We start from the raw sequence: 20,864 nt of genomic DNA on the forward strand, positions 1-20,864 counted from the left end.
AATATTATGACGACGGAATTTCTAGCTTTTGACCAATGTGCAGCACGTTGCTTGAAAGGCTATTGCGCTCTTTGATTGCTTTAACCGTGGTGTTGTAACGCTGCGCTAAAACCGACAACGATTCGCCCGAACGCACAATATGCGTTTTACTTCGGCTCGTAGCAAACAAGGTACCGTCCGGCGGACGACGCTGAAAATAATTACGCACACCCTGATAAATCGCTCGCGCGAGTTGCTGTTGATGTTTATTGGTCAACAACTGCTGTTCTTCTTGTGGGTTTGAAATAAACCCAGTCTCGACCAACATCGACGGGACATTACCGGAGGTTAAAACCGCCAAACTCGCGTGTTGCGGCTCGTGCTTATGCATACGAGCAACGCGTCCCATTTCTGCTATAACCTCTTTCGCCATTTCGTAGCCAGTACTCATGGCGTGCCCCATACTCAAATCGAGAATGGTTTTACTGATGTAACCGTAGGTATCATCCTCTTCTAGGCGCATATCGACACCACCGAGTACATCCGACATGCGCTCTTTATTTTCGAGCATTCGACCCATTTCGTTGTTTGCGCGACGTGTGGACAGCACCCACACCGATGCCCCACGAGGCTGCGGACTGGTGAAGGCGTCTGCGTGAATCGACACTAATAAATCGGCTTTGATGTCTTCGGCTTTGCGAGTTCGGTCCTTTAGGCCCACGTAATAATCACCTGAGCGTATTAAATAAGCTTGCATTGCACTGTCTTGGTTAATGATATCAGCCAGCGCTTTCGCTATTTTAAGTACAACGTGTTTCTCAAAAGTACCACGAGGTCCAATTGAGCCGGGGTCATCGCCACCGTGACCTGCATCTATTGCGATAGTGACTTTTCGTTCTTGTAATTGCTCGACGGTTAACGCTTCAGAACGTCGTTCAATCGAGCGTCCTGGAAGGTCAATGACTAAGCGCTCGCCGTAGCGATCATTTGCTGCCAGAGGAAATACTTTCGCATCGATTTTGTCACTGAGCTCTAACACGATACGCGTTGAGTTTTTATCTTTTGGGGTGCTGGTACGAATTTTTTTAATGAGCAATGATTCGTTTTGCAGCTTAGCAAGATCGACATTGAGTTTGGTGGCATTAAAATCAATCACTAAACGATAAGGCGGTGCCTGATACAGTGTAAAGTAGCTGTAATCTGGGCTTGTTCCCAGATCAAAAACAACGCGCGTATTATCCGGAGCTGGCCAGATACGGATATTGTCAATATCGTTCGCGTACGCCGCACTGCCTAATAGCCAGCACAACACCGCCGCTTTCGCTAAAAAGTTTCGCATTACATCGTATCGAGTAACTCTCGACCTCGTTCTGTTAGCGCTTCTAAGGTGATTGATCGCGCAGTATCCGCATAATCAATCGTTATAATTATATCGGGCTGTGGTAAATAGCCTTTGCCACGTTGCGGCCATTCGGCCAAAATGATTCTATGGGTTCCAAGGTAATCACGGATGCCCATAAATTCAAGCTCTTCTGGATCGGCTAGGCGATACAAATCAAAATGATTAATTTGCCAAGGCTCTAACTCATAGCTCTCAACTAACGTGTACGTCGGGCTTTTCACATGCCCCTGATGACCGAGCTGTTGAATAAATCCGCGACTAAACGTCGTTTTCCCAGCGCCCAGTTCACCTAACAAATAAATCGTCAAGCCGCTCTCGGCTAGTTCTTCTTCGTGTGCTTTAACCCCATCAGCAAGCGCGCGTGCAGTATCCAGTAACGCCGCTTCATCTTTCAAAAACAAAGTCTGCTTGTGCATGAACCCCTACTCATTCAGCGTTTTTTTCAAGCACCGGTTGTCAGTAACTGGTGCGGATTCACAAGGGCGCGAAGTTCGGCCATTAAATCGCTCGGTAGTGTACCACGTTCTCCATGTTGCGCAGCATTTTCGCCAGCTACAGCGTGCAACCATGCAGCCATTGCAAGTACCTGTTCAAGCGGAATTTGTTGCGCTACGGGTTGCGACACATTCTGTGCCAACAAAGCGCCAACAACCCCGCTTAATACATCCCCACTACCACCTACTGCTAAAGCTGGTGAACCTCGACGACATACCCATGCATCCTGTTGGTACGGCGACTTCACTAATGTTCCTGCTCCTTTGAGTAACGCATACGCATGAAAGTTCTGACAAATTTGTGTAAGTGCCTGAAGTCGATTCGCAGTAACGTCTTGCGTGGCGCAACGCAATAAACGAGCAGCTTCGGCGGGGTGAGGGGTAAACAACCAATCATGTTTATCTGGTTTCGATAACGGAGCTTTGGCAAGGCTGTTAAGTGCATCCGCATCCCACACGACTGTCCCCGGCCATTTTGCTACTTGTTCAACTAATACTCTTGCCCATGGTGTTTGGCCAAGTCCCGGTCCAATCACCACCGTTGTTGCTACCTCTAACAACTCGGTTAAATCATTCGCTACGGCATGCACCATCAATTCGGGTTGTGCCGATGCGATGGCCAGTTGCGAATCACGGTGGCAGGCAATGGATACCTTTCCAGCACCACATCTTAATGCCGCTCGTCCCGCTAACACAGCAGCACCACTCATGCCAACACCGCCCCCAACAATTAATACGTGACCATAATCTCCCTTATGGGACGATTTACGACGGCGTTGTAAGTGCTCACTCACCAAATTACTCTGTATAACGCGCAGCGTTGCTGGTGTGCGGAAAAAAGCCTTACTAATACCCAGATCAGCCAGCACAATGTCGCCACAATAGTCCGCGGCCTCGCCGGTGACTAACCCGACCTTCAGCGCTATCATCGTTACTGTGCAGTCGGCTTGCACAGCCGTAGGCTTCGCTACCCCAGTGTCACTATCTAAACCGGTCGGAACGTCAACACTCAAGATCCAGCAATGACGCCCATAGCGATTAATCAATTCAACCGCATCGACAAATGGTGCCGTCAAGTTGCGGTTGAGCCCGTTGCCTAGCATCGCGTCGATAACAATATCGATGCCTTGAAAGTGCTCGGCTGACAATGATTCAAGTTCAAGCACCAGTCCACCTTGGTCACGCCAGGCTTGTGCCGCAAGCACCGCTAGTTCCGAGCTTGGCTGAACCGCTGCAACTTGCACTTTGTAGCCTGCATGCTGCGCCAAGCGTGCTAGTACCCAGCCATCACCACCGTTATTACCTGGCCCGCAGACGATCAACAAGTTAGCGGGAGCTGGCTGTTTCGCTTGAATTGCGCCCAAACATGCTTGTGCGGCACGCTGCATCAGTTGTGCCATACTCACATCACAAGCGGCAGCGGCTTGTTGCTCACCAGTTCGTACTTGCTCTGCGGTGTAGATCATACTGGTTAAATCGAATGACATCGGTGCATCCCTTGGCCGTTTTTGCTATGTTAGCGCCACATCACGTTGACTTATTACGTGCACTATTAGTGTAGAGGATAAATCGAATTCTATGGATTATCACCAACTGGCCGAAGATATTAAACGCTGGGGCGCCGAATTGGGGTTCCAAAAGGTTGGTATTACCGATGTCGATCTCAGCACTGAACGTGAGCATTTGCGCCGCTGGTTAGAGCAAGGTATGCATGGCGACATGGAATGGATGGCGCGTCATGAGGCATTACGCACCCGCCCCGACCAACTACACGAAGGTGCCGTGCGCGCGATTTCTGTGCGTATGAACTATCTGCCGGCTGAGGCTGGCTTTGCAAAAACTTTAAAAAACCCGCGCTTGGGCTATATCAGCCGCTATGCATTGGGACGCGACTACCACAAATTGATGCGCAAACGGCTCAAGCAACTCGGTGAAAAAATTCAAGAAGCCTGCGCTGAGCTAGATTTTCGACCTTTCGTCGATTCTGCGCCGATTATGGAAAAACCTTTGGCCATAAAAGCAGGACTCGGCTGGCGTGGAAAACACACTCTGGTGCTTGATGAAGGTAGCGGCTCATGGTTTTTTTTAGGCGAATTATTGGTTAATTTGCCGTTGCCTACCGATAGCGAAGTTGAGGAGAAGTGTGGTACTTGCAGTGCTTGCATCACTATTTGTCCCACGCAAGCCATTGTGGAGCCCTATGTACTCGATGCACGCCGCTGCATTTCTTACTTAACCATCGAATTACGCGACAGCATTCCGGAAGAGTACCGCCCACTTATGGGGAATCGAATCTATGGCTGTGATGATTGCCAATTGATTTGCCCGTGGAACCGCTATGCTCAACTAACCGATGAAGGCGATTTTTCGCCCCGCCAGGAATTGCATGCGCCAGAGTTACTCGAGTTATGGCAGTGGGATGAAGAAACGTTTTTGAAGCGTACTGAAGGTTCGCCGATTCGCCGTATTGGCTATGATTGCTGGCTACGCAATTTGGCTGTAGCGATGGGGAATGCGCCAACCGATACCGACATAATCAAAGCACTAGAAAAACGTCGCCCCGATGTTTCTGAAATGGTTGCCGAACACATTGATTGGGCGCTTGAACGGCAACGCAGTGGTGCCGTTAAAGTTGAAAAACAGGTAGTTCGACTTGTCCGCGCTGTTGAGAAGGGGCTCCCGCGTGATGCTTAGCCACCGGAGTAGAAGGCTCTTTAATGCTCGAGCTTTTCACAAAGGTTTCTTGTTCTTGCGGACTGCAAGCAACCAAAATCACCATGGTGCTCATGATTAGTCCCAATAAGAATTTGTACATGATTGCGCCCCCACTTGCGTACCGTTGAATTCACGGTTGCATAGTAGCGAGCGGCGCGCCCATGAACAATGTGAGAAGTGAAAGGATTAGGTAAATAGTTACAATCGCCAGTTAAAGAACCGGATTCGTAATTGCTTCTCAAATTCAACGGTTACCAATAGCGCCACCCCAATCAGCAGTACGAGTAATACCTCGTGCCAGTCAAGCGCAGCGATACCAAAGAGCTGTTGTAGCGGTTGCACATAAGTGACCAGTGCTTGCGCCATGACAATCAAAATAACTGCTGTCCATAATGGACGAGTGCCTCGGAGGGCCCGCCATGTAAGCGAAGCACCATAAATATTGCGGATAAAGAAAAGATGAAAGATTTCGAGCACAACCGCTGTATTCAGTGCCATGCTGCGCGCAACTTCAAGGCTCTGACCTTGATTGAGGGCGTATTGAAACACCCCGTATAGAGCAATAACAAATAATATCGAAACAAATACAACGTGCCATACTAAAGCGCCGCGTAACAAGGGTTCTGAACGATGTCGTGGCGGTCGTTTCATACTATTCGGCTCCGTCGGTTCGAACGCTAACGTTAAACCTAAGGTGATGGCGGTCACCAAATTCACCCACAACAGCTGAACTGGTGTAATGGGTAATGCCAACCCCAGTAACAAGGCGAGAATAATTGCCATAGATTCGCCAACACTGGTTGGAATATCCCAGCTAATCACCTTCTTGAGGTTATCGTAAACGGTGCGCCCTTGCTGCACTGCCGCGACAATGGAGGCAAAGTTATCGTCAGTGAGTACCACATCTGCTGCTTGCTTGGTCGCTTCACTACCACGAATACCCATAACGATGCCAACATCAGCGCGTTTTAGAGCCGGCGCATCATTCACGCCATCGCCGGTCATCGCCACGACTTGCTGCTGTGCTTGTAACGCCTGAACTAAGCGCAATTTATGCGCAGGGCTGGTACGGGCGAACACATGCACTTCTTTTACGGTGTCGTTGAATTGTTCATCAGATAAATTATCAAGCTCGCTGCCGGTCAGTACCTTATCCGCATTTTCAATGCCGACTTGATGTGCAATCGCTGTCGCAGTTCCGGGATGGTCGCCAGTAATCATTTTCACACCAATACCAGCTTGGCGACACTGTTGTATCGCCGCGATTGTTTCCGCACGTGGCGGATCGATGAGCCCAACCAAACCAACCAGAACAAGGTCTTTGCTCAACTCTGATTGCTCAAGCACGACATCAGTATCCGCCACTTGGCGTTGCGCCAATGCCAACACACGCAATCCTTGTGCGGCAAGCCGCTTGGCTTCGGCCAGCCAGTAGTCACGATTAAGTTCGGTAACCTGCCGTCCCACCGCATACTGCCAAGAACACATCGTTAGGATTTGCTCAGGCGCGCCTTTTACACTGACAAACGCATGCCCTTGGTGATCATGATCTAACGTCGCCATGTAGCGCGTTTCGGCATCAAAAGGAATTTCATCGTGGCGATGCCATTGCCGGCGATCGTGTTCAACCGAAATGCCGAGTTTTGCTGCGAAAGCTAGTAGCGCGCCTTCCATCGGATCACCCACAACTTGCCAGCCGTCTGCCGATTCATGTAACTGTGCATCGTTACATAGCAGTGCTATGCGCCCAATATCACGCAAACGCGCCTCATCGCTGACCAAAGCAGTGTCAACCGTCGCATTGATCACTTCGCCATTCGGCGCATAACCATCGCCGGTTATATTAAACTGGGCATCGCTCAACGAGAGCGCTGCGATCATCATTTCGTTGCGCGTTAACGTTCCCGTTTTATCGGTACAGATCACTGAGACTGCACCGAGAGTTTCGATACTTGGCAGGTGGCGCACAATGGCATGGCGTCGCGCCATCGCTTGTACGCCAACAGCCAGTGTGATGGTCATCACCGCTGGCAGGCCCTCAGGTATCGCCGCAACAGCGATGCTCACCATAATCATGAATAGCTCAGCAAATGGCTTGAGTTGCAACCAACTTGCATAAGCGAGCAGAGCGCCAGCAAAGAAAAGAATAAGAAACGTCAGCCATTTCGAAAAACGTGCGGTTTGTTCAACCAACGGTGTCGTTAATTTCGATACTTCTGTCAACATCACACCAATACGACCAAACTCCGTACTGGAACCTGTCGCAACCACCACGCCTTGCGCATGCCCAGTAGTCACCCAGGTGCCAAGGTAGGCCATATTTGAACGACTGCCTAACGCTGTTTGTTCGGCAAGATCTTCGGTCTGTTTGGTCACCGCGTGCGATTCACCAGTCAGTACCGCCTCTTGCACCTGAAGGCTAAAGGTTTCTAGCAGGCGGAGATCAGCCGGAACGCGAGCCCCCGCCTCTAATATCACGATATCTCCGACAACCAACTGTTCAGCTGGAAGTTGCTGTCGTTTACCGTCACGCACGACTAAAGCGGTTGGCGCCAGCATATGACGTAATCCGGCAAGTGCCGACTCCGCCTTGCCTTCTTGGTAATAACCAATAATCGCATTGATAACAACGACGGCAAATATCACCACCGTGTCGACATAATGTTGCAGTAATAGCGTGACGCCAGTTGCCGCTAAAAGAACGTAGATAAGTACATTATGAAACTGCCGGATGAAACGTTTCCATGCTGGCTCAGTCTTTATCGCCGGAAGTGTATTCGGCCCCTGTTCGTGAAACCGTTGTTCAGCTTCAACGCTCGTTAAGCCACTAGTGTTGGATTGGGTCTGTTGGAGAACAGCTGCAGGCGGCATCGCATGCCAATTTGCTTGCATAAGTCCTCCGTCATTGAAGTGGTGTTAACTCTTAATTTTAGCGATATCGTCTAGAATCTTAGCAAAGAAATCGGCGCCTTTTTGTCTGGCAAAATCAATATTTCGTTCGGGGATTCGCTCCGGCTTTGTGTAGCTTGCCAGTGCGTTGGCGACACTGTCCTCGCGAAGCACGTGAAGCATTGGGTATGGGGCGCGATTAGTATAGTTTGCAGCATCGTCAGCATCACTATCGGCAAACTGATATTCTGGGTGAAACGTGGCGAGTTGATAGACTCCGTCGTACCCTTCGAGTTCGAGTAAGCGCTCTGCATAGTCGACTAAATCAAGATAGTCATCAAAATCGCTCACTCCGTTTGGCAAAATCAGCAGCGCCGTCGCAATATCAGGCTGAGTATCGAGCTCCTGTATTAATTTGAGTAATGCTTGGAGCTGTTCCGCAATATCGGCACTCGTCTCCACCTGATAGTGAATGGTTTGTTGTTCAACTTCACGACGCGCAAACGGGCATAAATTAAATTGAACAATCACTTGGTCTACCCAAGCTTTAGTTTGCGCAGTGATTTGCGGTATCAAGTCAGTTGTCATAAATGCGGATTGTATACCACTTCCCATAAATGTTTTTCAGGGTCCATAAAATAACCGGCATAGCCACCCCACGAGGTGGTTTTTGCTGGTTTCACCCAAGCAGCACCCGCTTTCGATGCTTCATCCAAAATAGCATCAACGGCTTCTTCGGAATCAACATTGTGTGCCAATAAAACATGCGTTGGCTCGGCTTTCCCCAGTGGCAAGCCACTGTCATTTGCCAAACTTTGCCGTGGCCACAAAGCAAACATCAGATTATTCTCAAGCTTAAAAAAAGCAGCGGCTCCATTCTCATATTGCTCGCCAATAATGCCCTCAGTTGGCCAACCTAAGCCGTCGCGATAAAACGCGACGGCTTTCTCCAAGTTGTCCACCGTTAAGGTAATAAAGGAGATTCGAGGCTTCATGCCATCGCCTTCGGGTTCGGACCAAAGCGGTTTTCACCTGGCGTGCTGTCCATCACAAAGAAGACGATCAACACAATCGCACCAATCAACGGAATCAAGGCAATTAATAGCCACCAACCAGAACGGTCTGTGTCATGTAAACGACGCACACCGACTGCAATAGACGGTATTAGCACCGCTAAGCTGTATATTGCACCGAGAACACCGATGCTCATATCTGGGTCACTGAACCCTAAAATGCCATCAATAAACCCAAGCACGAAACCAATAATGGTGTTAAATAAAACGAAAAACCAATATTCAGAACGTCGGGCGCGACCACTGAAAACCGCATACTTCTTTAAAACGGTAAGATACCAGTTCATGTTATTTTTCCTTTTTGATTTGCCCTTCTTGTTGTCGGTCTGCGAGATGTTGGGCTCATCAGCACAGTACTGCATTCCGTTTGCAAAAATAACTTAGTCTTTATAGCTGTCGCATATACTCTAACGCGCCTTTCACGGCGGCTACCTGTGCCTCAATACATTCTTCGGGTGATGCATTGGCGCTGTCTGGATAGACCTCGGTGGTGCTCACGTACGGGGCATCCGTTAAGCCCATGCATAGGCCGAGCTCTTTCCCGGCATAGTGAATGACACCCTCTTGCTCAACCGGGGCTCCAATGATTTTGCCTTCGTCATCGGCAGGAGCAATGTGGGTAACTTGGCGCACCGAATCAATAATCGCCTTTTGGAAATCCGCTGTTGGCTTCTCAGAATTACCAACGGTATAGAAGCCATCTGGGATGTTCCAATTGGTGTTTACCTTGCCATCGCGAGCCGCAAGCGCTGGACGGAATTCTGAATTGTCCGTATCGGTGGTTTCGTGCAAATCAATATGCATCACGAACTCAAGTTGATGACTCGCGATGTAGTCCATAATTGCCGCACACTCACCCGCTGGGCTGTTCTCTTTGAACGAACGGTTCGGATCGATGGCAAACGGATTCCAGCGATTAATGGTTTCGTAGCCCCATGGGCTAATGCATGGCGCAATGAGAATATTAAACCATTGGCTGTAATGCTCAGCGTGCTGTTTTGCAAAGGCTAATGCGCCATGAACGCCTGATGTTTCATAGCCGTGCACACCACCTGTCACCAACACATTTGGTTTGGCGGCATCCCAGTTTCGTGTTTTTAGTAAAAACAGCGGAAATGTATTGTTGGGATATTCGAGCGCGCCATATTGCTCGACATCAAATTGATCATGTAGTCGATTAATTTGAGTCACAACATCATCAAAATATGACCGTTTTACAGATTGTTGTTTAAGCCAATGCTGTTTTTCTTCAACACCCCAAGGTTGTCCTGGGGTGCCAATTGGATACTGCTGCTCTGTCATTGTTTAACCTTTTCTCTCTTATTTTGCGCAAATCTTCTTATGCCAATAACTTGATGGCGATTTGAACCAACACCACAATATTGGCGATGATGCCAATCATAAAGAAATAACTACGTGGACTCGGATTGCGCTCAGTCGCGATGCCGTAATACAGCAACATGTGAATGATACGAGCAAAGGCAAACGCCCAAACTGATATCGCGAACCATTGCGAATCGACGCCCGCAAAAACGGCTAAGAAAACGGCGGCGAGAAAAAATGGAACATTCTCAAGGCTATTTTGAAAGGTTCGATGGGCACGGAACACGAATGACTGATGACTTAAACGCTCATCAATTTTCCCTGGAATTGCTCCAGGTTGCTTTGCTTTACTGCCGCTCGCGATGAACCACTGCACCATCACAGTGGCTAAAATAACCCAAACCCCAGCGTAAACGAGATGACTCATGACCCTACCTTTTCGTGAATCTAAGAAACCTTACAGTAGCGGGTAATGACAAGGTCTGCAATGGCAACTTATTCAGGCTTGAAGATACCGATAATGCTGTCGGATTGAATACTTTTACCCGTTGCGGTTGGCGCACTCGTCTCCGCTTGTTTTGCCGCAGGAGGCTTAGCACCACGTTCTGAAAACGTATGACCGCACTGTATACAGCTCACTTCTTCCTGTTCACCTTTAATGGTGAGCATGAGCGTATCTTGCGCATGGCAGGCTGGGCATTCCGCACCAGCGATAAAACGTTTGCGAGTTTGAGTCATATTCACCTCTGTGGCTATCAGGTATAATTGTCGCAGAAACTGAGTCGAACACCAAGTTAGGACTATTCATGATAAACATTCGCGCGATGTCGTTAATGCGCGGCGGCAAGTTATTACTCGAAGATGCAAACATAACCATTTTCCCCGGCCATCACGTTGGGCTCGTTGGTCGTAATGGCACGGGTAAGTCATCTCTCTTTGCATTGCTTCGCGGCGAACTTAGCGTTGAACAAGGTTCTTGCGACCTGCCAAGTGGCTGGCGTATTGCCAGCGTAAAGCAAGAAACGCCTGCACTTGAACAGGCTGCTATAGAATACGTGCTTGATGGTGATAAAGAGCTCCGCGACTTGGAAAAACAACTTGCTGACGCCGAAGCCAAGCAAGATGGCAATGCCATTGGGCACTTGCATGATGCCATTGCTACAATTGGCGGTTACGAAGCCCCCTCACGGGCGGCCGCTCTCTTAGCTGGTTTAGGTTTTGAGCCTGAGCAAATATATGCACCGGTAAAATCATTCTCAGGTGGCTGGCGAATGCGTCTTAACTTGGCGCAAGCTTTGATTGCACGCGCCGATTTGTTGTTACTTGATGAGCCCACCAACCATTTAGATGTTGATGCGATTTTCTGGCTTGAAGATTGGTTACAACGCTTTCCAGGTACATTAATTGTAATTTCGCACGACCGCGACTTTCTCAATGCCATCGCGCAGCAGATTGTTCTTATCGAACACCAGCGCGCAACCAGCTACAGCGGCAATTATAGTAGTTTTGAGCGCCAGCAAGCCGAGCAGTTAGCGCAACAACAAGCACAGTTTGAAAAAGAACAAGCCCAGCGTAAACATCTGCAAAGCTATATTGACCGATTCCGTTACAAAGCGAGCAAAGCCAAGCAAGCACAAAGCCGCATCAAAGCCTTGGAGCGATTGCAAGCAAGTGCACCGTTGCGCGCTGCAAGCGGTTTTCAATTTGCGTTTAAAGAACCCGAACAATTACCAAACCCTCTATTAACGCTTGAAAAAGTGCAGGCGGGGTATGGCGATGCGGTTATTCTAAAAAATATTCAGTTTAACCTGGTGCCAGGCAGTCGCATTGGTCTTCTTGGCCGCAACGGCGCTGGTAAATCAACATTGGTCAAGTTGCTGGCCGGAGAATTAACCGCACAAGCAGGCGTGGTGGCTTTGAATCCGGGTGTTAAACTGGGTTACTTCGCCCAGCATCAACTGGAAACTTTAGATTCACAAGCGACGCCGTTACAGCACTTACAGCGGCTTGATAAATTTGCATCGGAACAGCAGCTCCGCGATTTTGTTGGTGGTTTCGGTTTTTCTGGCGATGCCGCTACCAGCCTTGTTGGACCGATGTCGGGCGGCGAAAAAGCGCGTTTAGTTTTAGCCCTCATAGTCTATCAAAAACCAAACATGTTACTTCTCGATGAGCCAACCAACCATCTCGATAGCAGCATGCGTGAGGCACTGGTTTACGCGCTGCAAGACTTTACCGGTGCCATGGTTATTGTCTCACACGACCGTCATTTGTTGCGCACGACGGTTGATGAATTCTACTTGGTTGCCCACCAACAAGTTGAGCCCTTCGCCGGTGACTTGGATGCCTACCACGATTGGCTGAAGCAACAGGCTCAAAGCTCGCAAACGACGACGAGCTCCAATAGCGGAAAGGCTGATAAAAAGGCCGAAAAGCGTCAAGCGGCCGAACGTCGACAAGCGTTGAAGCCACTCAAAGAGCGTGTCACCAAAGCAGAAAAAGCGCTCCAGCAGGCAGAGCACGTACTGGCAGAACTCAACGAATTGTTAGCTGATACGTCACTTTACGAGGCTGAACGCAAAGCTGAACTTGCCGATATTCTTCAGCAACAAGCCCAGGCACAGGCTAAGCTTACCGTAGCGGAAGAAGAATGGATGGCCGCCGAAGAAGCATTACAAGAGGCACAAGATTAATGCAAATTCCATGGCAACAGGTTGACCCTGAAACGCTCACGAACTTGATCGAGATGTTCGTATTGCGTGAAGGCACAGATTACGGCGATGAAGAAAAGTCACTAGAAGAAAAAGTGGAAGATGTGCGACGCCAACTGGCCGCTGGCGAGGCTGTGTTGGTCTGGTCAGAACTTCACGAAACCGTAAATATCTTACCGGCTAATCATCGTTTCGATGATGAATAAACACCTCTTGCCACGGCACATCTGGGTCGCCGAGGATAATAAAGTTGGGATTGCCTAAGTTAGCTTCCTGATTGTAAGTAAGTGGCGTAAAGCTCTCACTGACAATGCAGCCGCCAGCTTCACCGACTATCACTTCTGCGGCTGCGGTGTCCCACTCACCAGTTGGTCCAACGCGCAGAAAACAATCGGCACGTCCCTCAGCAATCATACATGCTTTCAACGAGCAGCTACCCGCCGGCACGAGTTGTAATTCTCGCTCGCTCGTCATGCGTTGCAACACGCGCTCGCGTGGCTGACGTCTGCTAATGGCTAAATGCAGAACATCGTTAAGCGGGTCGGCCAGACGACGCACGTGAATACGTTGCGTGCCGTGCACATCGCGGCGAAAAGCACCCTGCCCGCGTTGCGCGGTATACAACACATCGCCAGCTGGCCAATAAATGACACCAAGTACCGGCTGATTATGTTCAACCAACGCGATAATGACACCAAAATCACCACTGCGGGCAATAAATTCTTGCGTACCGTCAATCGGATCAATCATCCAATAGCGTGGCCACTGACGGCGTTCTTCAAAGGTTAAATGTGAGCCTTCTTCGGAGAGAACCGGAATGTCTGGAGTCAATGCCGTAAGCCCATCAACAATCAAGCGGTTGGCGGCAAAATCGGCACTCGTGACCGGTGAATCATCGTCTTTCTCGTACGTTTCGTAAGCCTGTTCTTCATACAGCTCAAGAATGAGATCGCCAGCTTTCAACGCAATATCCGCCGCGCCGTGTAACCATTCCTGTAATTGTTCTACCGAGCTATTTGTCGTCACTTGCCAAGCTCCCGTAACGTCATCAACAAAGCGGCAATGCTGCGTGCTTCCGTGAAGTCTTCTTGTTCCAACAATGCGTCGGTTTTACTCAATAGCCACGGCACCTTTTCCAATGGCTCCGGTTCGTCACCTGGTAAGCTTTCAGGATACAAATCGTGGGCGATAAAAATATGCATGGTTGCCGAAAAAAACTGTGGCGCCATGGTCACGCTCTTAAGTGGAATGAGTTGTTTTGCGCCGAAACCAATTTCTTCTTTTAGTTCGCGGTTTGCAGCCTGCTCCGGAGTTTCACCCGGATCAATCAATCCTTTAGGAAAGCCGAGTTGGTAGTTGTGCAAACCAGCGGCATATTCGCGCACCAACATGAGGGTTTCGTCATCAATAAACGGAACAATCATGACCGCACCACGACCGCTACTTGCCATGCGTTCGAATTGGCGCTCAACACCATTACTGAAACGTAAATCAACTGCTTCAATACGCAGAAGGCGACTCGTTGCTACAATTTGGCGAGTTAAAATCTCTGGAACTGGTTTGTGCGCCATAAGAATTCCATATTACTGGCTAAATACATCGGCTTTTCGTTACTATAACGGCAAAGAAGCAAGCGGTACAACCAGAAGGAGCATTTGATGAGTCAGGCAGATCTGCAATTTGATGCCGTAGTGATCGGCAGTGGCCCAGGCGGCGAAGGTGCCGCAATGCAACTAGCAAAAAATGGCCGCAAAGTTGCCATGGTCGAAAAGCACAGCTCGATCGGTGGTGGCTGCACGCACTGGGGAACCATTCCATCGAAAGCGTTGCGCCATTCGGTTAGTCGACTCATTGAATATAATGCCAACCCGCTGTTTGCCGCCGAGCGCATTCAACGCGGCCTCACCTTTGCCGAAATTTTGAAGCATGCGCAAGGGGTCATTCGCAAGCAAGTTCGGTTGCGCAGTAGTTTTTACGAGCGCAACGGCGTTACCGTTATTCACGGCACTGCTTCGTTTGAAAATGCCAATCGTCTTAAAATTACGCAAGCCGATGGGACGCTTGAGTATATAACCACAAAGCAGGTGGTTATCGCCACCGGTTCACGGCCATACCATCCACCTGATGTCGATTTCTCGCATGCTCGCCTATATGACTCCGATACCGTACTTAATCTCGAACACGAGCCGCGCAGCATTATTATTTACGGTGCCGGTGTTATCGGTTGTGAGTACGCGAGTATTTTTCGTGGCTTAGGGGTAAAAGTCGATTTAATTAACACCCGGGAGCGGCTGCTGAGCTTTCTCGATGCAGAAATTTCCGATGCGCTGAGCTATCACTTACGCAATAGTGGTGTGGTCATACGTCACAATGAAGAATATGAGCGCATTGAAGGCCATGCCGATGGTGTCACTTTATATACGAAATCAGGCAAACGCATTGATGCCGACTGCTTATTATTCGCTAACGGTCGCTCGGGTAATATCGAAACACTCAACGTTAATGCGGTTGGCCTAAAACCGAATCACCGCGGCCAACTTGAAGTAAATAATCACTATCAAACCAAAACAGATAATATCTACGCTGTTGGCGATATTATCGGCTATCCGTCATTAGCCAGCGCGGCCTATGATCAAGGCCGAATTTGCGCCACAGCGATGCTTGATGGTGAGTGCGATCAACGCCTTATTAGCGATATTCCAACTGGCATTTACACTATTCCGGAGATTAGTTCGGTAGGTAAAACCGAAGAAGAACTCACCGCACAAAAAGTTCCTTATGAAGTGGGTCGCGCGCAGTTTAAACACTTGGCTCGTGCGCAAATTTCAAATATGGCCGTTGGTAGCTTGAAGATTCTATTCCATCGCGAAACCAATGAAGTGCTGGGAATTCATTGCTTTGGCGAGCGTGCGGCGGAAATTATTCATATCGGTCAGGCCATAATGGAGCAAAAAGGGGCTGGCAATACTATTGAGTATTTCGTTAATACTACCTTTAATTATCCAACTATGGCCGAAGCTTATCGGGTTGCCGCACTGAATGGCTTAAACCGCGTTCGCGGTTAACTTTGGCCGGTATTGGATTGCGAAGGTATTTCCACACGAACACATAACCCACCAAGCCGCTGACTGCTACCAAATAGAACGCGGCCATGGTGGCGCTCAACAAGGCGCTTCACAATCGCTAATCCGAGACCTGAACCCTTGGTTGAGCGCGCTTTATCAGCTTGTGTGAATGGTTGCAGTAAGTACTCAATTTGGCTGGCAGGAATGCCTGGGCCATCATCACAAACTTTAATCCACGCCATATGACGTTGCTCGTCATAGCCGGTTTCAATCAAGACCTTCTCATGGCCATAACGCTCGGCATTTTCGAGTAGGTTAAGTAACACGCGTTTAATCGATACCTCACGAACCAGTACTTCTGGCATCTCGTTATAAATCACTTCGATTTTGCTGTGCCATGAATCTGGTACGTGAGCGACAACATCTTCAACAATGTAGTTTAGATTCTGTTGGTCGTTATCAGCTGATGTATCGCTGCGAACATAATCAATAAACTGGTCAATAATGGCGTTCATATCATCGATATCGCTGATGATTCCCTCCGCCAAGTAATCTTCGCTTGGCGGCATCATTTCTGTCGCTAAGCGAATGCGCGTCAACGGTGTCCGTAAGTCGTGAGACACGCCGGCCATAAGCAATGCTCGGTCTTGCTCAAGTTGTTTCACGCCTTGCGTCATTTGGTTAAAGGCTCGAGTCACCGCAATAATTTCGCTAGAGCCTCGCTCGGGTAAATCGTCAGGATAATCGCCCTGCCCAATTTTCTTTGCCGCGGCCTCTAAAGCCTTCAGCGGACGGTTTTGCCAATTGGTAAACACCATGCCGCCAAAGACACTCAATGCACCAATAAGTACCAAATAAAATAGTAATGGTGAGAAGCGCGCTTCGTCGAAGCTATCAAGTTGAATGACTAACCAATAGCCCGGCAGACTCTCGGTGCGTATCCAGACGCGATATGCATCGCCCTGAGAAATACGCACTTCGGTATTGGCCTGCAATAAGTCTGAGAGTTGTGCGGACAAGAAATTATAGGTCGTCGTTTGCGCGAGACCATAATCGAGCGCTTTGTCTTCGCTAATGCCCTCAATGCCAGTTGCGTCGGTATATCGCATAACCAAGCGTTGCTGTTGCTCAGGAGAAATTTCCGACTCATTCAACCATTGATCGAGCGCCATAATCCCTTGCACCTGCCGAGCGACCACACTGCTAATTTGCTGCATACTCGGCTTGACCACGTACAAGCCAATCATGATGTATGACACAACTTGGTTGATTAGCAACAGAACTGCAATCAGCGCCACTGTGCGCGCGAACGCTGATCGGGGGAACAGTCTCATAGTCGACTTATTTACCGGAATCTTTGCCGTCTGGAACAAACACGTAACCTAAACCCCAAACGGTTTGAATGTAACGAGGGCTTGCCGGATCAGCTTCAAGCATTCGGCGCAGGCGCGACACTTGCACATCAATACTGCGTTCCAGTGCGCTGTAATCTCGGCCTCGAGCTTGATTCATTAACTTATCACGAGACATCGGTTGGCGTGGGTGCGTGACAAGTGCCTTTAACACCGCAAACTCGCCGCTGGTAAGCGGCATTGGTTCGTCACCTCGAAACATTTCGCGTGTTCCCAAGTTGAGACGAAATTCGCCAAAGCGAATTTCTTCGTCTTCGGCACTTGGTGCACCGGGTATATCTTTGCCTCGACGTCGCAACACAGCGCGCACTCGTGCTAACAATTCGCGCGGATTAAATGGCTTAGCGAGATAATCATCAGCACCGAGTTCAAGCCCAATAATCCGATCCACCTCGTCGCCTTTGGCGGTTAACATCACAATAGGAATTTCGTTGTTTTGCTGGCGTAAGCGACGGCAAATTGATAATCCATCTTCACCAGGCAGCATTAAATCGAGAACCATCAAATGAAAATTCTCACGCTCTAACAAACGATCCATTTGATCGCCGCCCCCGGCCGTACGTACGTGAAAGCCCTGCTCGGTTAAGTAGCGTTCGAGTAAACTTCTAAGACGCGCATCGTCATCAACGACGATGATTTTAAAGGTTTCTTGGCTCATAATTATTTTGCTCTGTTAGGCAACTATGTAGGCAACTATGATGAACTATATGCGAAGCAAATTCTTTTGCCAACAAAGGCTTGTAACGAAAAGTTTCAAGTATTCAAAGTTTGATGATTTTAATCACTTTCACTTCATCGTAAACTCGTCACATATATTATTCACTTTAATTCTGTCAGTCGGTATCTCATGAAAACCAATCTAATAAGTCGTTCGGGCTACCTGCAATTACAACAGGAGCTCGACCATTTATGGCGCGTTGAGCGTCGCGAAACGACCGAGAAAGTCGCTTGGGCTGCCAGTTTAGGCGATCGCAGTGAAAACGCAGACTACAAATATAATAAACAGAAACTACGGCAAATAGACAAACGTATTCGGTTTTTACGAAAACGTCTTGAGCAGCTAAAAATTGTCGATTACTCACCGCAGCAAGACGGCAAAGTGTTTTTTGGTGCAACGGTTACAGTGGAAGATGAGCATGGCGAGCAACGAACCTTTACCATTGCTGGCCCCGATGAGATTTACCAACGCAATGACGTGATTTCGATTGATGCGCCAATGGCGCGCGCAGCGCTTGGCAAACAACTCGATGACGAGTTCACGGTGGTGACGCCAACAGGGTCAAAACTCTGGATTGTAACCAAAATCGATTACATTTTGACCCGTTCATAGCCTACATTGGCGCATTTACGCATTCTCTACACCGAAACGCACACAAGCAAGAAACAGCCTGATATACTGGCCCGATTCCTAATTTTGAACACGACGTTATGAGAGAATTTATGAGCTCGATTACTCAGCAAATCGCGAACGAATTAGCGGTAGGTTCGCAGCAAGTACAAGCTGCTATCGCGCTATTAGATGACGGTGCGACAGTACCTTTTATTGCCCGGTACCGAAAAGAAGTTACTGGTGGCCTAGATGACACACAACTGCGAAATTTATCGCAGCGACTTACCTATTTACGCGAGTTAGAAGATCGTCGCGCAGTAATTTTGGGTAGCATCAAAGATCAGGGCAAGCTTACGCCTGAACTTGAGCAAGCGATTCTAGAAACCGCATCAAAAACCGAACTCGAAGATCTATACCTCCCTTATAAACCAAAACGCCGCACCAAAGGCCAAATTGCCATTGAAGCTGGTCTTGAACCGCTTGCCGACGCGCTCTTTGATAACCCAGAACTATCACCAGAGACTGAAGCGCAGAAGTACATTAATGTAGATGCCGGTTTTGCCGACGAAAAAGCGGTACTAGACGGTGCGCGTTTTATTTTGATGGAACGTTTTGCAGAAGATGCATCATTGTTGAAAAAGGTGCGCGATTACTTGTGGAACAACGCCGAAATTACCAGTGCTGTTGCTGCAGGCAAAGAAACCGAAGGAGCGAAGTACCGCGACTACTTTGAATTTAACGAAGCGCTGAAAAAAATTCCTTCGCATCGTGCATTGGCATTATTCCGTGGGCGCAACGAAGGTATTCTGCAACTCAAGTTGAATCCCGATCCGCAACAGGAAGACCCGAAGGCGCGGAGTTATGGTGAGCAGTTAATTGCCGCTCATATTAATTGGCAGGACAAAGGCCGCGCCGCCGATACCTGGTTACAGCAAACTGTGCAGTGGACTTGGCGAATCAAAATATTGTTGCATATGGAAACCGAGCTATTCGGTTCTGTACGCGAACGCGCAGAAACAGACGCCATTCAAATTTTTGCCAATAACCTAAAAGACTTGTTAATGGCGGCACCAGCCGGAGACAAAGTGACCATGGGGCTCGACCCAGGTGTACGTACCGGAATTAAAGTAGCGGTCGTCGATAGCACCGGTAAAGTATTGGGAACCAACACGGTGTTTCCGTTCCAGCCGCAAAATCAGGTTGATAAAGCCATGCGCACGCTAGCGGGTATGTGTAAACAACATAAAGTTGAGCTTATCTCGATTGGTAACGGAACGTATTCGCGCGAAACTGACAAGCTTGTTGGCGAAATGCTTAAAGCAAACCCAGAAATTAAAGCCAGTAAAGTGATTGTCAACGAAGCTGGTGCTTCAGTGTACTCTGCCTCGGAGCTAGCCGCACTCGAGTTTCCAGATTTAGACGTATCATTGCGTGGTGCTGTTTCAATTGCACGTCGTTTACAAGACCCGCTCGCTGAACTTGTGAAAATTGAACCCAAATCGATTGGTGTTGGCCAGTATCAGCATGACGTTAGCCAAGCTCAATTAGCTCAGAGCCTTGATGCCGTGGTCGAAGACTGTGTAAACGCCGTTGGAGTGGATTTGAATACCGCATCCGTGGCACTTCTAGCGCGCGTTGCTGGTTTAACCAAAACCTTGGCACAAAACATTGTCGCGCACCGCGATAGTCATGGTCGTTTTGCGACCCGCCAACATTTATTAAAAGTGGCACGGATGGGGCCGAAGTCGTTTGAACAAGCGGCGGGCTTCTTACGCATCATGAACGGTGAGCAACCGCTCGATAGTTCTGCGGTTCACCCTGAAGCGTATCCGGTGGTTGAGCGTATTGCCGCACAAAACCAGAAACAAGTGAGCGAAATCATCGGTGACACGGCATTCTTGAAGCAACTCAACGCGAAAGACTTTACCGATGACACGTTTGGTTTGCCAACAGTGCAAGATATTTTACGCGAATTAGATAAGCCAGGCCGAGACCCTCGCCCTGAGTTTAAAACAGCCAGCTTTAAAGAAGGCGTCGACGATATTAAAGATCTAAAGTCGGGTATGACACTTGAGGGCGTGGTGAGTAACGTTGCCGCCTTTGGTGCATTCGTTGATATCGGTGTACACCAAGATGGCTTAGTGCATGTATCGGCGTTGTCAGATAAGTTCGTTAGTGACCCTCGCGAAATCGTCAAAGCTGGCGATATTGTGAAGGTCAAGGTGTTGGAAGTGGATGTGCCACGTAAACGTATAAGTTTAACCATGCGCCTAACCGATGAGCCAACTGCCGTAGCGCCAAGCCAAGCAAACCAAGCCAAACCTCAAGGCAATAAGCCACGTGGTACTGGCGGCCAATCACGACCGAAATCTGCGGCTCAGCCAGCAGCGAATTCGGCCATGGGCTCAGCCTTCGCTGAAGCATTCGCCAAAGCGAAAAAATAGTGATGAGTAAGCACAAAAAAGCCGACC

At 48.8% G+C, this 20,864-nt stretch carries 20 protein-coding genes; 6 read left to right on the forward strand and 14 right to left on the reverse strand.

The features are described from left to right. Positions 1–4: 4 nt before the first annotated feature. Genes CWI76_RS06955 through CWI76_RS06965 form a run of 3 tightly spaced genes read right to left on the reverse strand, consistent with a single transcriptional unit; the run spans position 5 to position 3,362 of the window. A complete protein-coding gene (locus CWI76_RS06955) occupies positions 5–1,318 on the reverse strand; it encodes an N-acetylmuramoyl-L-alanine amidase (RefSeq protein WP_126759616.1) in 1,314 nt (437 codons plus the stop codon). Continuing rightward, positions 1,318–1,797: a tRNA (adenosine(37)-N6)-threonylcarbamoyltransferase complex ATPase subunit type 1 TsaE gene (gene tsaE, locus CWI76_RS06960; RefSeq protein ID WP_126759617.1), complete on the reverse strand. Its 480-nt coding sequence runs from the start codon at positions 1,795–1,797 to the stop codon at positions 1,318–1,320. Before tsaE ends, CWI76_RS06955 begins: the two co-directional genes overlap by 1 nt. A gap of 26 nt (positions 1,798–1,823) precedes the next feature. Further along, positions 1,824–3,362: an NAD(P)H-hydrate dehydratase gene (locus CWI76_RS06965; protein WP_126759618.1), complete on the reverse strand. Its 1,539-nt coding sequence runs from the start codon at positions 3,360–3,362 to the stop codon at positions 1,824–1,826. Positions 3,363–3,453: 91 nt separating this feature from the next. On the opposite strand from CWI76_RS06965, the gene queG reads away from it, so the two are divergent. Continuing rightward, positions 3,454–4,569, forward strand: a complete 1,116-nt coding sequence (gene queG / locus CWI76_RS06970) for a tRNA epoxyqueuosine(34) reductase QueG (RefSeq protein ID WP_126759619.1) — start codon at positions 3,454–3,456, stop codon at positions 4,567–4,569. A gap of 219 nt (positions 4,570–4,788) precedes the next feature. On the opposite strand, the gene CWI76_RS06975 is transcribed toward queG, so the two are convergent. The 7 genes from CWI76_RS06975 to CWI76_RS07005 all read right to left on the reverse strand — a co-directional run bounded on the left by CWI76_RS06975 (position 4,789) and on the right by CWI76_RS07005 (position 10,613). Continuing rightward, on the reverse strand, positions 4,789–7,482 hold the full coding sequence (locus CWI76_RS06975) for a cation-translocating P-type ATPase (protein WP_126759620.1): 2,694 nt from the start codon (positions 7,480–7,482) through the stop codon (positions 4,789–4,791). A 24-nt stretch (positions 7,483–7,506) separates the two neighbouring features. Beyond that, positions 7,507–8,094 (reverse strand): DUF1415 domain-containing protein, encoded by a 588-nt coding sequence (locus CWI76_RS06980; protein ID WP_241967981.1) that lies wholly within the window; start codon positions 8,092–8,094, stop codon positions 7,507–7,509. Continuing rightward, a complete protein-coding gene (locus tag CWI76_RS06985; protein WP_126759622.1) occupies positions 8,064–8,474 on the reverse strand; it encodes a VOC family protein in 411 nt (136 codons plus the stop codon). Before CWI76_RS06985 ends, CWI76_RS06980 begins: the two co-directional genes overlap by 31 nt. Further along, positions 8,471–8,839, reverse strand: a complete 369-nt coding sequence (locus CWI76_RS06990) for a DUF805 domain-containing protein (RefSeq protein WP_126759623.1) — start codon at positions 8,837–8,839, stop codon at positions 8,471–8,473. The genes CWI76_RS06985 and CWI76_RS06990 overlap by 4 nt, the downstream gene beginning before the upstream one ends. Positions 8,840–8,939: 100 nt before the next feature. After that, positions 8,940–9,854 (reverse strand): M14 family metallopeptidase, encoded by a 915-nt coding sequence (locus CWI76_RS06995; RefSeq protein WP_126759624.1) that lies wholly within the window; start codon positions 9,852–9,854, stop codon positions 8,940–8,942. 37 nt (positions 9,855–9,891) lie between these two features. Then, positions 9,892–10,302, reverse strand: a complete 411-nt coding sequence (locus CWI76_RS07000; RefSeq protein ID WP_126759625.1) for an MAPEG family protein — start codon at positions 10,300–10,302, stop codon at positions 9,892–9,894. A 68-nt stretch (positions 10,303–10,370) separates the two neighbouring features. After that, positions 10,371–10,613: a YheV family putative zinc ribbon protein gene (locus tag CWI76_RS07005; RefSeq protein ID WP_126759626.1), complete on the reverse strand. Its 243-nt coding sequence runs from the start codon at positions 10,611–10,613 to the stop codon at positions 10,371–10,373. A 68-nt stretch (positions 10,614–10,681) separates the two neighbouring features. On the opposite strand from CWI76_RS07005, the gene CWI76_RS07010 reads away from it, so the two are divergent. Further along, positions 10,682–12,568 carry an ATP-binding cassette domain-containing protein gene (locus CWI76_RS07010; RefSeq protein WP_126759627.1) on the forward strand — a complete coding sequence of 629 codons (1,887 nt, stop codon included), beginning with the start codon at positions 10,682–10,684 and terminating at the stop codon, positions 12,566–12,568. Then, positions 12,568–12,792 (forward strand): YheU family protein, encoded by a 225-nt coding sequence (locus CWI76_RS07015; RefSeq protein ID WP_126759628.1) that lies wholly within the window; start codon positions 12,568–12,570, stop codon positions 12,790–12,792. Before CWI76_RS07010 ends, CWI76_RS07015 begins: the two co-directional genes overlap by 1 nt. Here CWI76_RS07015 and cysQ read toward each other — a convergent pair. Both cysQ and nudE read right to left on the reverse strand, forming a co-directional pair. Next, entirely contained in the window at positions 12,767–13,612 is an 846-nt protein-coding gene (cysQ, locus tag CWI76_RS07020) for a 3'(2'),5'-bisphosphate nucleotidase CysQ (protein ID WP_126759629.1), read from the reverse strand. The two genes, CWI76_RS07015 and cysQ, sit on opposite strands and share 26 nt — an antisense overlap. Next, on the reverse strand, positions 13,609–14,157 hold the full coding sequence (nudE, locus tag CWI76_RS07025) for an ADP compounds hydrolase NudE (protein WP_126759630.1): 549 nt from the start codon (positions 14,155–14,157) through the stop codon (positions 13,609–13,611). The genes cysQ and nudE overlap by 4 nt, the downstream gene beginning before the upstream one ends. An 87-nt stretch (positions 14,158–14,244) precedes the next feature. On the opposite strand from nudE, the gene sthA reads away from it, so the two are divergent. Further along, the gene (gene sthA / locus CWI76_RS07030) at positions 14,245–15,651 is read left to right on the forward strand and encodes a Si-specific NAD(P)(+) transhydrogenase (RefSeq protein WP_126759631.1); all 1,407 of its coding nucleotides are present in this window, start codon (positions 14,245–14,247) and stop codon (positions 15,649–15,651) included. Here sthA and envZ read toward each other — a convergent pair. Further along, entirely contained in the window at positions 15,648–16,985 is a 1,338-nt protein-coding gene (gene envZ / locus CWI76_RS07035; RefSeq protein ID WP_126759632.1) for a two-component system sensor histidine kinase EnvZ, read from the reverse strand. The genes sthA and envZ overlap by 4 nt on opposite strands. Before the next feature lie 7 nt (positions 16,986–16,992). Then, positions 16,993–17,721, reverse strand: a complete 729-nt coding sequence (gene ompR / locus CWI76_RS07040) for an osmolarity response regulator transcription factor OmpR (protein ID WP_126759633.1) — start codon at positions 17,719–17,721, stop codon at positions 16,993–16,995. A 189-nt stretch (positions 17,722–17,910) separates the two neighbouring features. On the opposite strand from ompR, the gene greB reads away from it, so the two are divergent. Then, the gene (gene greB / locus CWI76_RS07045; protein WP_126759634.1) at positions 17,911–18,393 is read left to right on the forward strand and encodes a transcription elongation factor GreB; all 483 of its coding nucleotides are present in this window, start codon (positions 17,911–17,913) and stop codon (positions 18,391–18,393) included. Positions 18,394–18,503: 110 nt separating this feature from the next. Further along, entirely contained in the window at positions 18,504–20,837 is a 2,334-nt protein-coding gene (locus tag CWI76_RS07050) for a Tex family protein (protein ID WP_126759635.1), read from the forward strand. Positions 20,838–20,864 lie beyond the last annotated feature (27 nt).

Origin of the sequence: Pseudidiomarina marina (assembly GCF_003987045.1) — a bacterium.
Lineage (GTDB): Bacteria > Pseudomonadota > Gammaproteobacteria > Enterobacterales > Alteromonadaceae > Pseudidiomarina > Pseudidiomarina marina.

Bases quoted from the DNA above. Each gene is read 5' to 3' on its own strand.
- CWI76_RS06955 (WP_126759616.1), bottom strand. From the start codon at position 1,318: ATGCGAAACTTTTTAGCGAAAGCGGCGGTGTTGTGCTGGCTATTAGGC.
- tsaE (WP_126759617.1), bottom strand. From the start codon at position 1,797: ATGCACAAGCAGACTTTGTTTTTGAAAGATGAAGCGGCGTTACTGGAT.
- CWI76_RS06965 (WP_126759618.1), bottom strand. From the start codon at position 3,362: ATGTCATTCGATTTAACCAGTATGATCTACACCGCAGAGCAAGTACGA.
- queG (WP_126759619.1), top strand. From the start codon at position 3,454: ATGGATTATCACCAACTGGCCGAAGATATTAAACGCTGGGGCGCCGAA.
- CWI76_RS06975 (WP_126759620.1), bottom strand. From the start codon at position 7,482: ATGCAAGCAAATTGGCATGCGATGCCGCCTGCAGCTGTTCTCCAACAG.
- CWI76_RS06980 (WP_241967981.1), bottom strand. From the start codon at position 8,094: ATGGGAAGTGGTATACAATCCGCATTTATGACAACTGACTTGATACCG.
- CWI76_RS06985 (WP_126759622.1), bottom strand. From the start codon at position 8,474: ATGAAGCCTCGAATCTCCTTTATTACCTTAACGGTGGACAACTTGGAG.
- CWI76_RS06990 (WP_126759623.1), bottom strand. From the start codon at position 8,839: ATGAACTGGTATCTTACCGTTTTAAAGAAGTATGCGGTTTTCAGTGGT.
- CWI76_RS06995 (WP_126759624.1), bottom strand. From the start codon at position 9,854: ATGACAGAGCAGCAGTATCCAATTGGCACCCCAGGACAACCTTGGGGT.
- CWI76_RS07000 (WP_126759625.1), bottom strand. From the start codon at position 10,302: ATGAGTCATCTCGTTTACGCTGGGGTTTGGGTTATTTTAGCCACTGTG.
- CWI76_RS07005 (WP_126759626.1), bottom strand. From the start codon at position 10,613: ATGACTCAAACTCGCAAACGTTTTATCGCTGGTGCGGAATGCCCAGCC.
- CWI76_RS07010 (WP_126759627.1), top strand. From the start codon at position 10,682: ATGATAAACATTCGCGCGATGTCGTTAATGCGCGGCGGCAAGTTATTA.
- CWI76_RS07015 (WP_126759628.1), top strand. From the start codon at position 12,568: ATGCAAATTCCATGGCAACAGGTTGACCCTGAAACGCTCACGAACTTG.
- nudE (WP_126759630.1), bottom strand. From the start codon at position 14,157: ATGGCGCACAAACCAGTTCCAGAGATTTTAACTCGCCAAATTGTAGCA.
- sthA (WP_126759631.1), top strand. From the start codon at position 14,245: ATGAGTCAGGCAGATCTGCAATTTGATGCCGTAGTGATCGGCAGTGGC.
- envZ (WP_126759632.1), bottom strand. From the start codon at position 16,985: ATGAGACTGTTCCCCCGATCAGCGTTCGCGCGCACAGTGGCGCTGATT.
- ompR (WP_126759633.1), bottom strand. From the start codon at position 17,721: ATGAGCCAAGAAACCTTTAAAATCATCGTCGTTGATGACGATGCGCGT.
- greB (WP_126759634.1), top strand. From the start codon at position 17,911: ATGAAAACCAATCTAATAAGTCGTTCGGGCTACCTGCAATTACAACAG.
- CWI76_RS07050 (WP_126759635.1), top strand. From the start codon at position 18,504: ATGAGCTCGATTACTCAGCAAATCGCGAACGAATTAGCGGTAGGTTCG.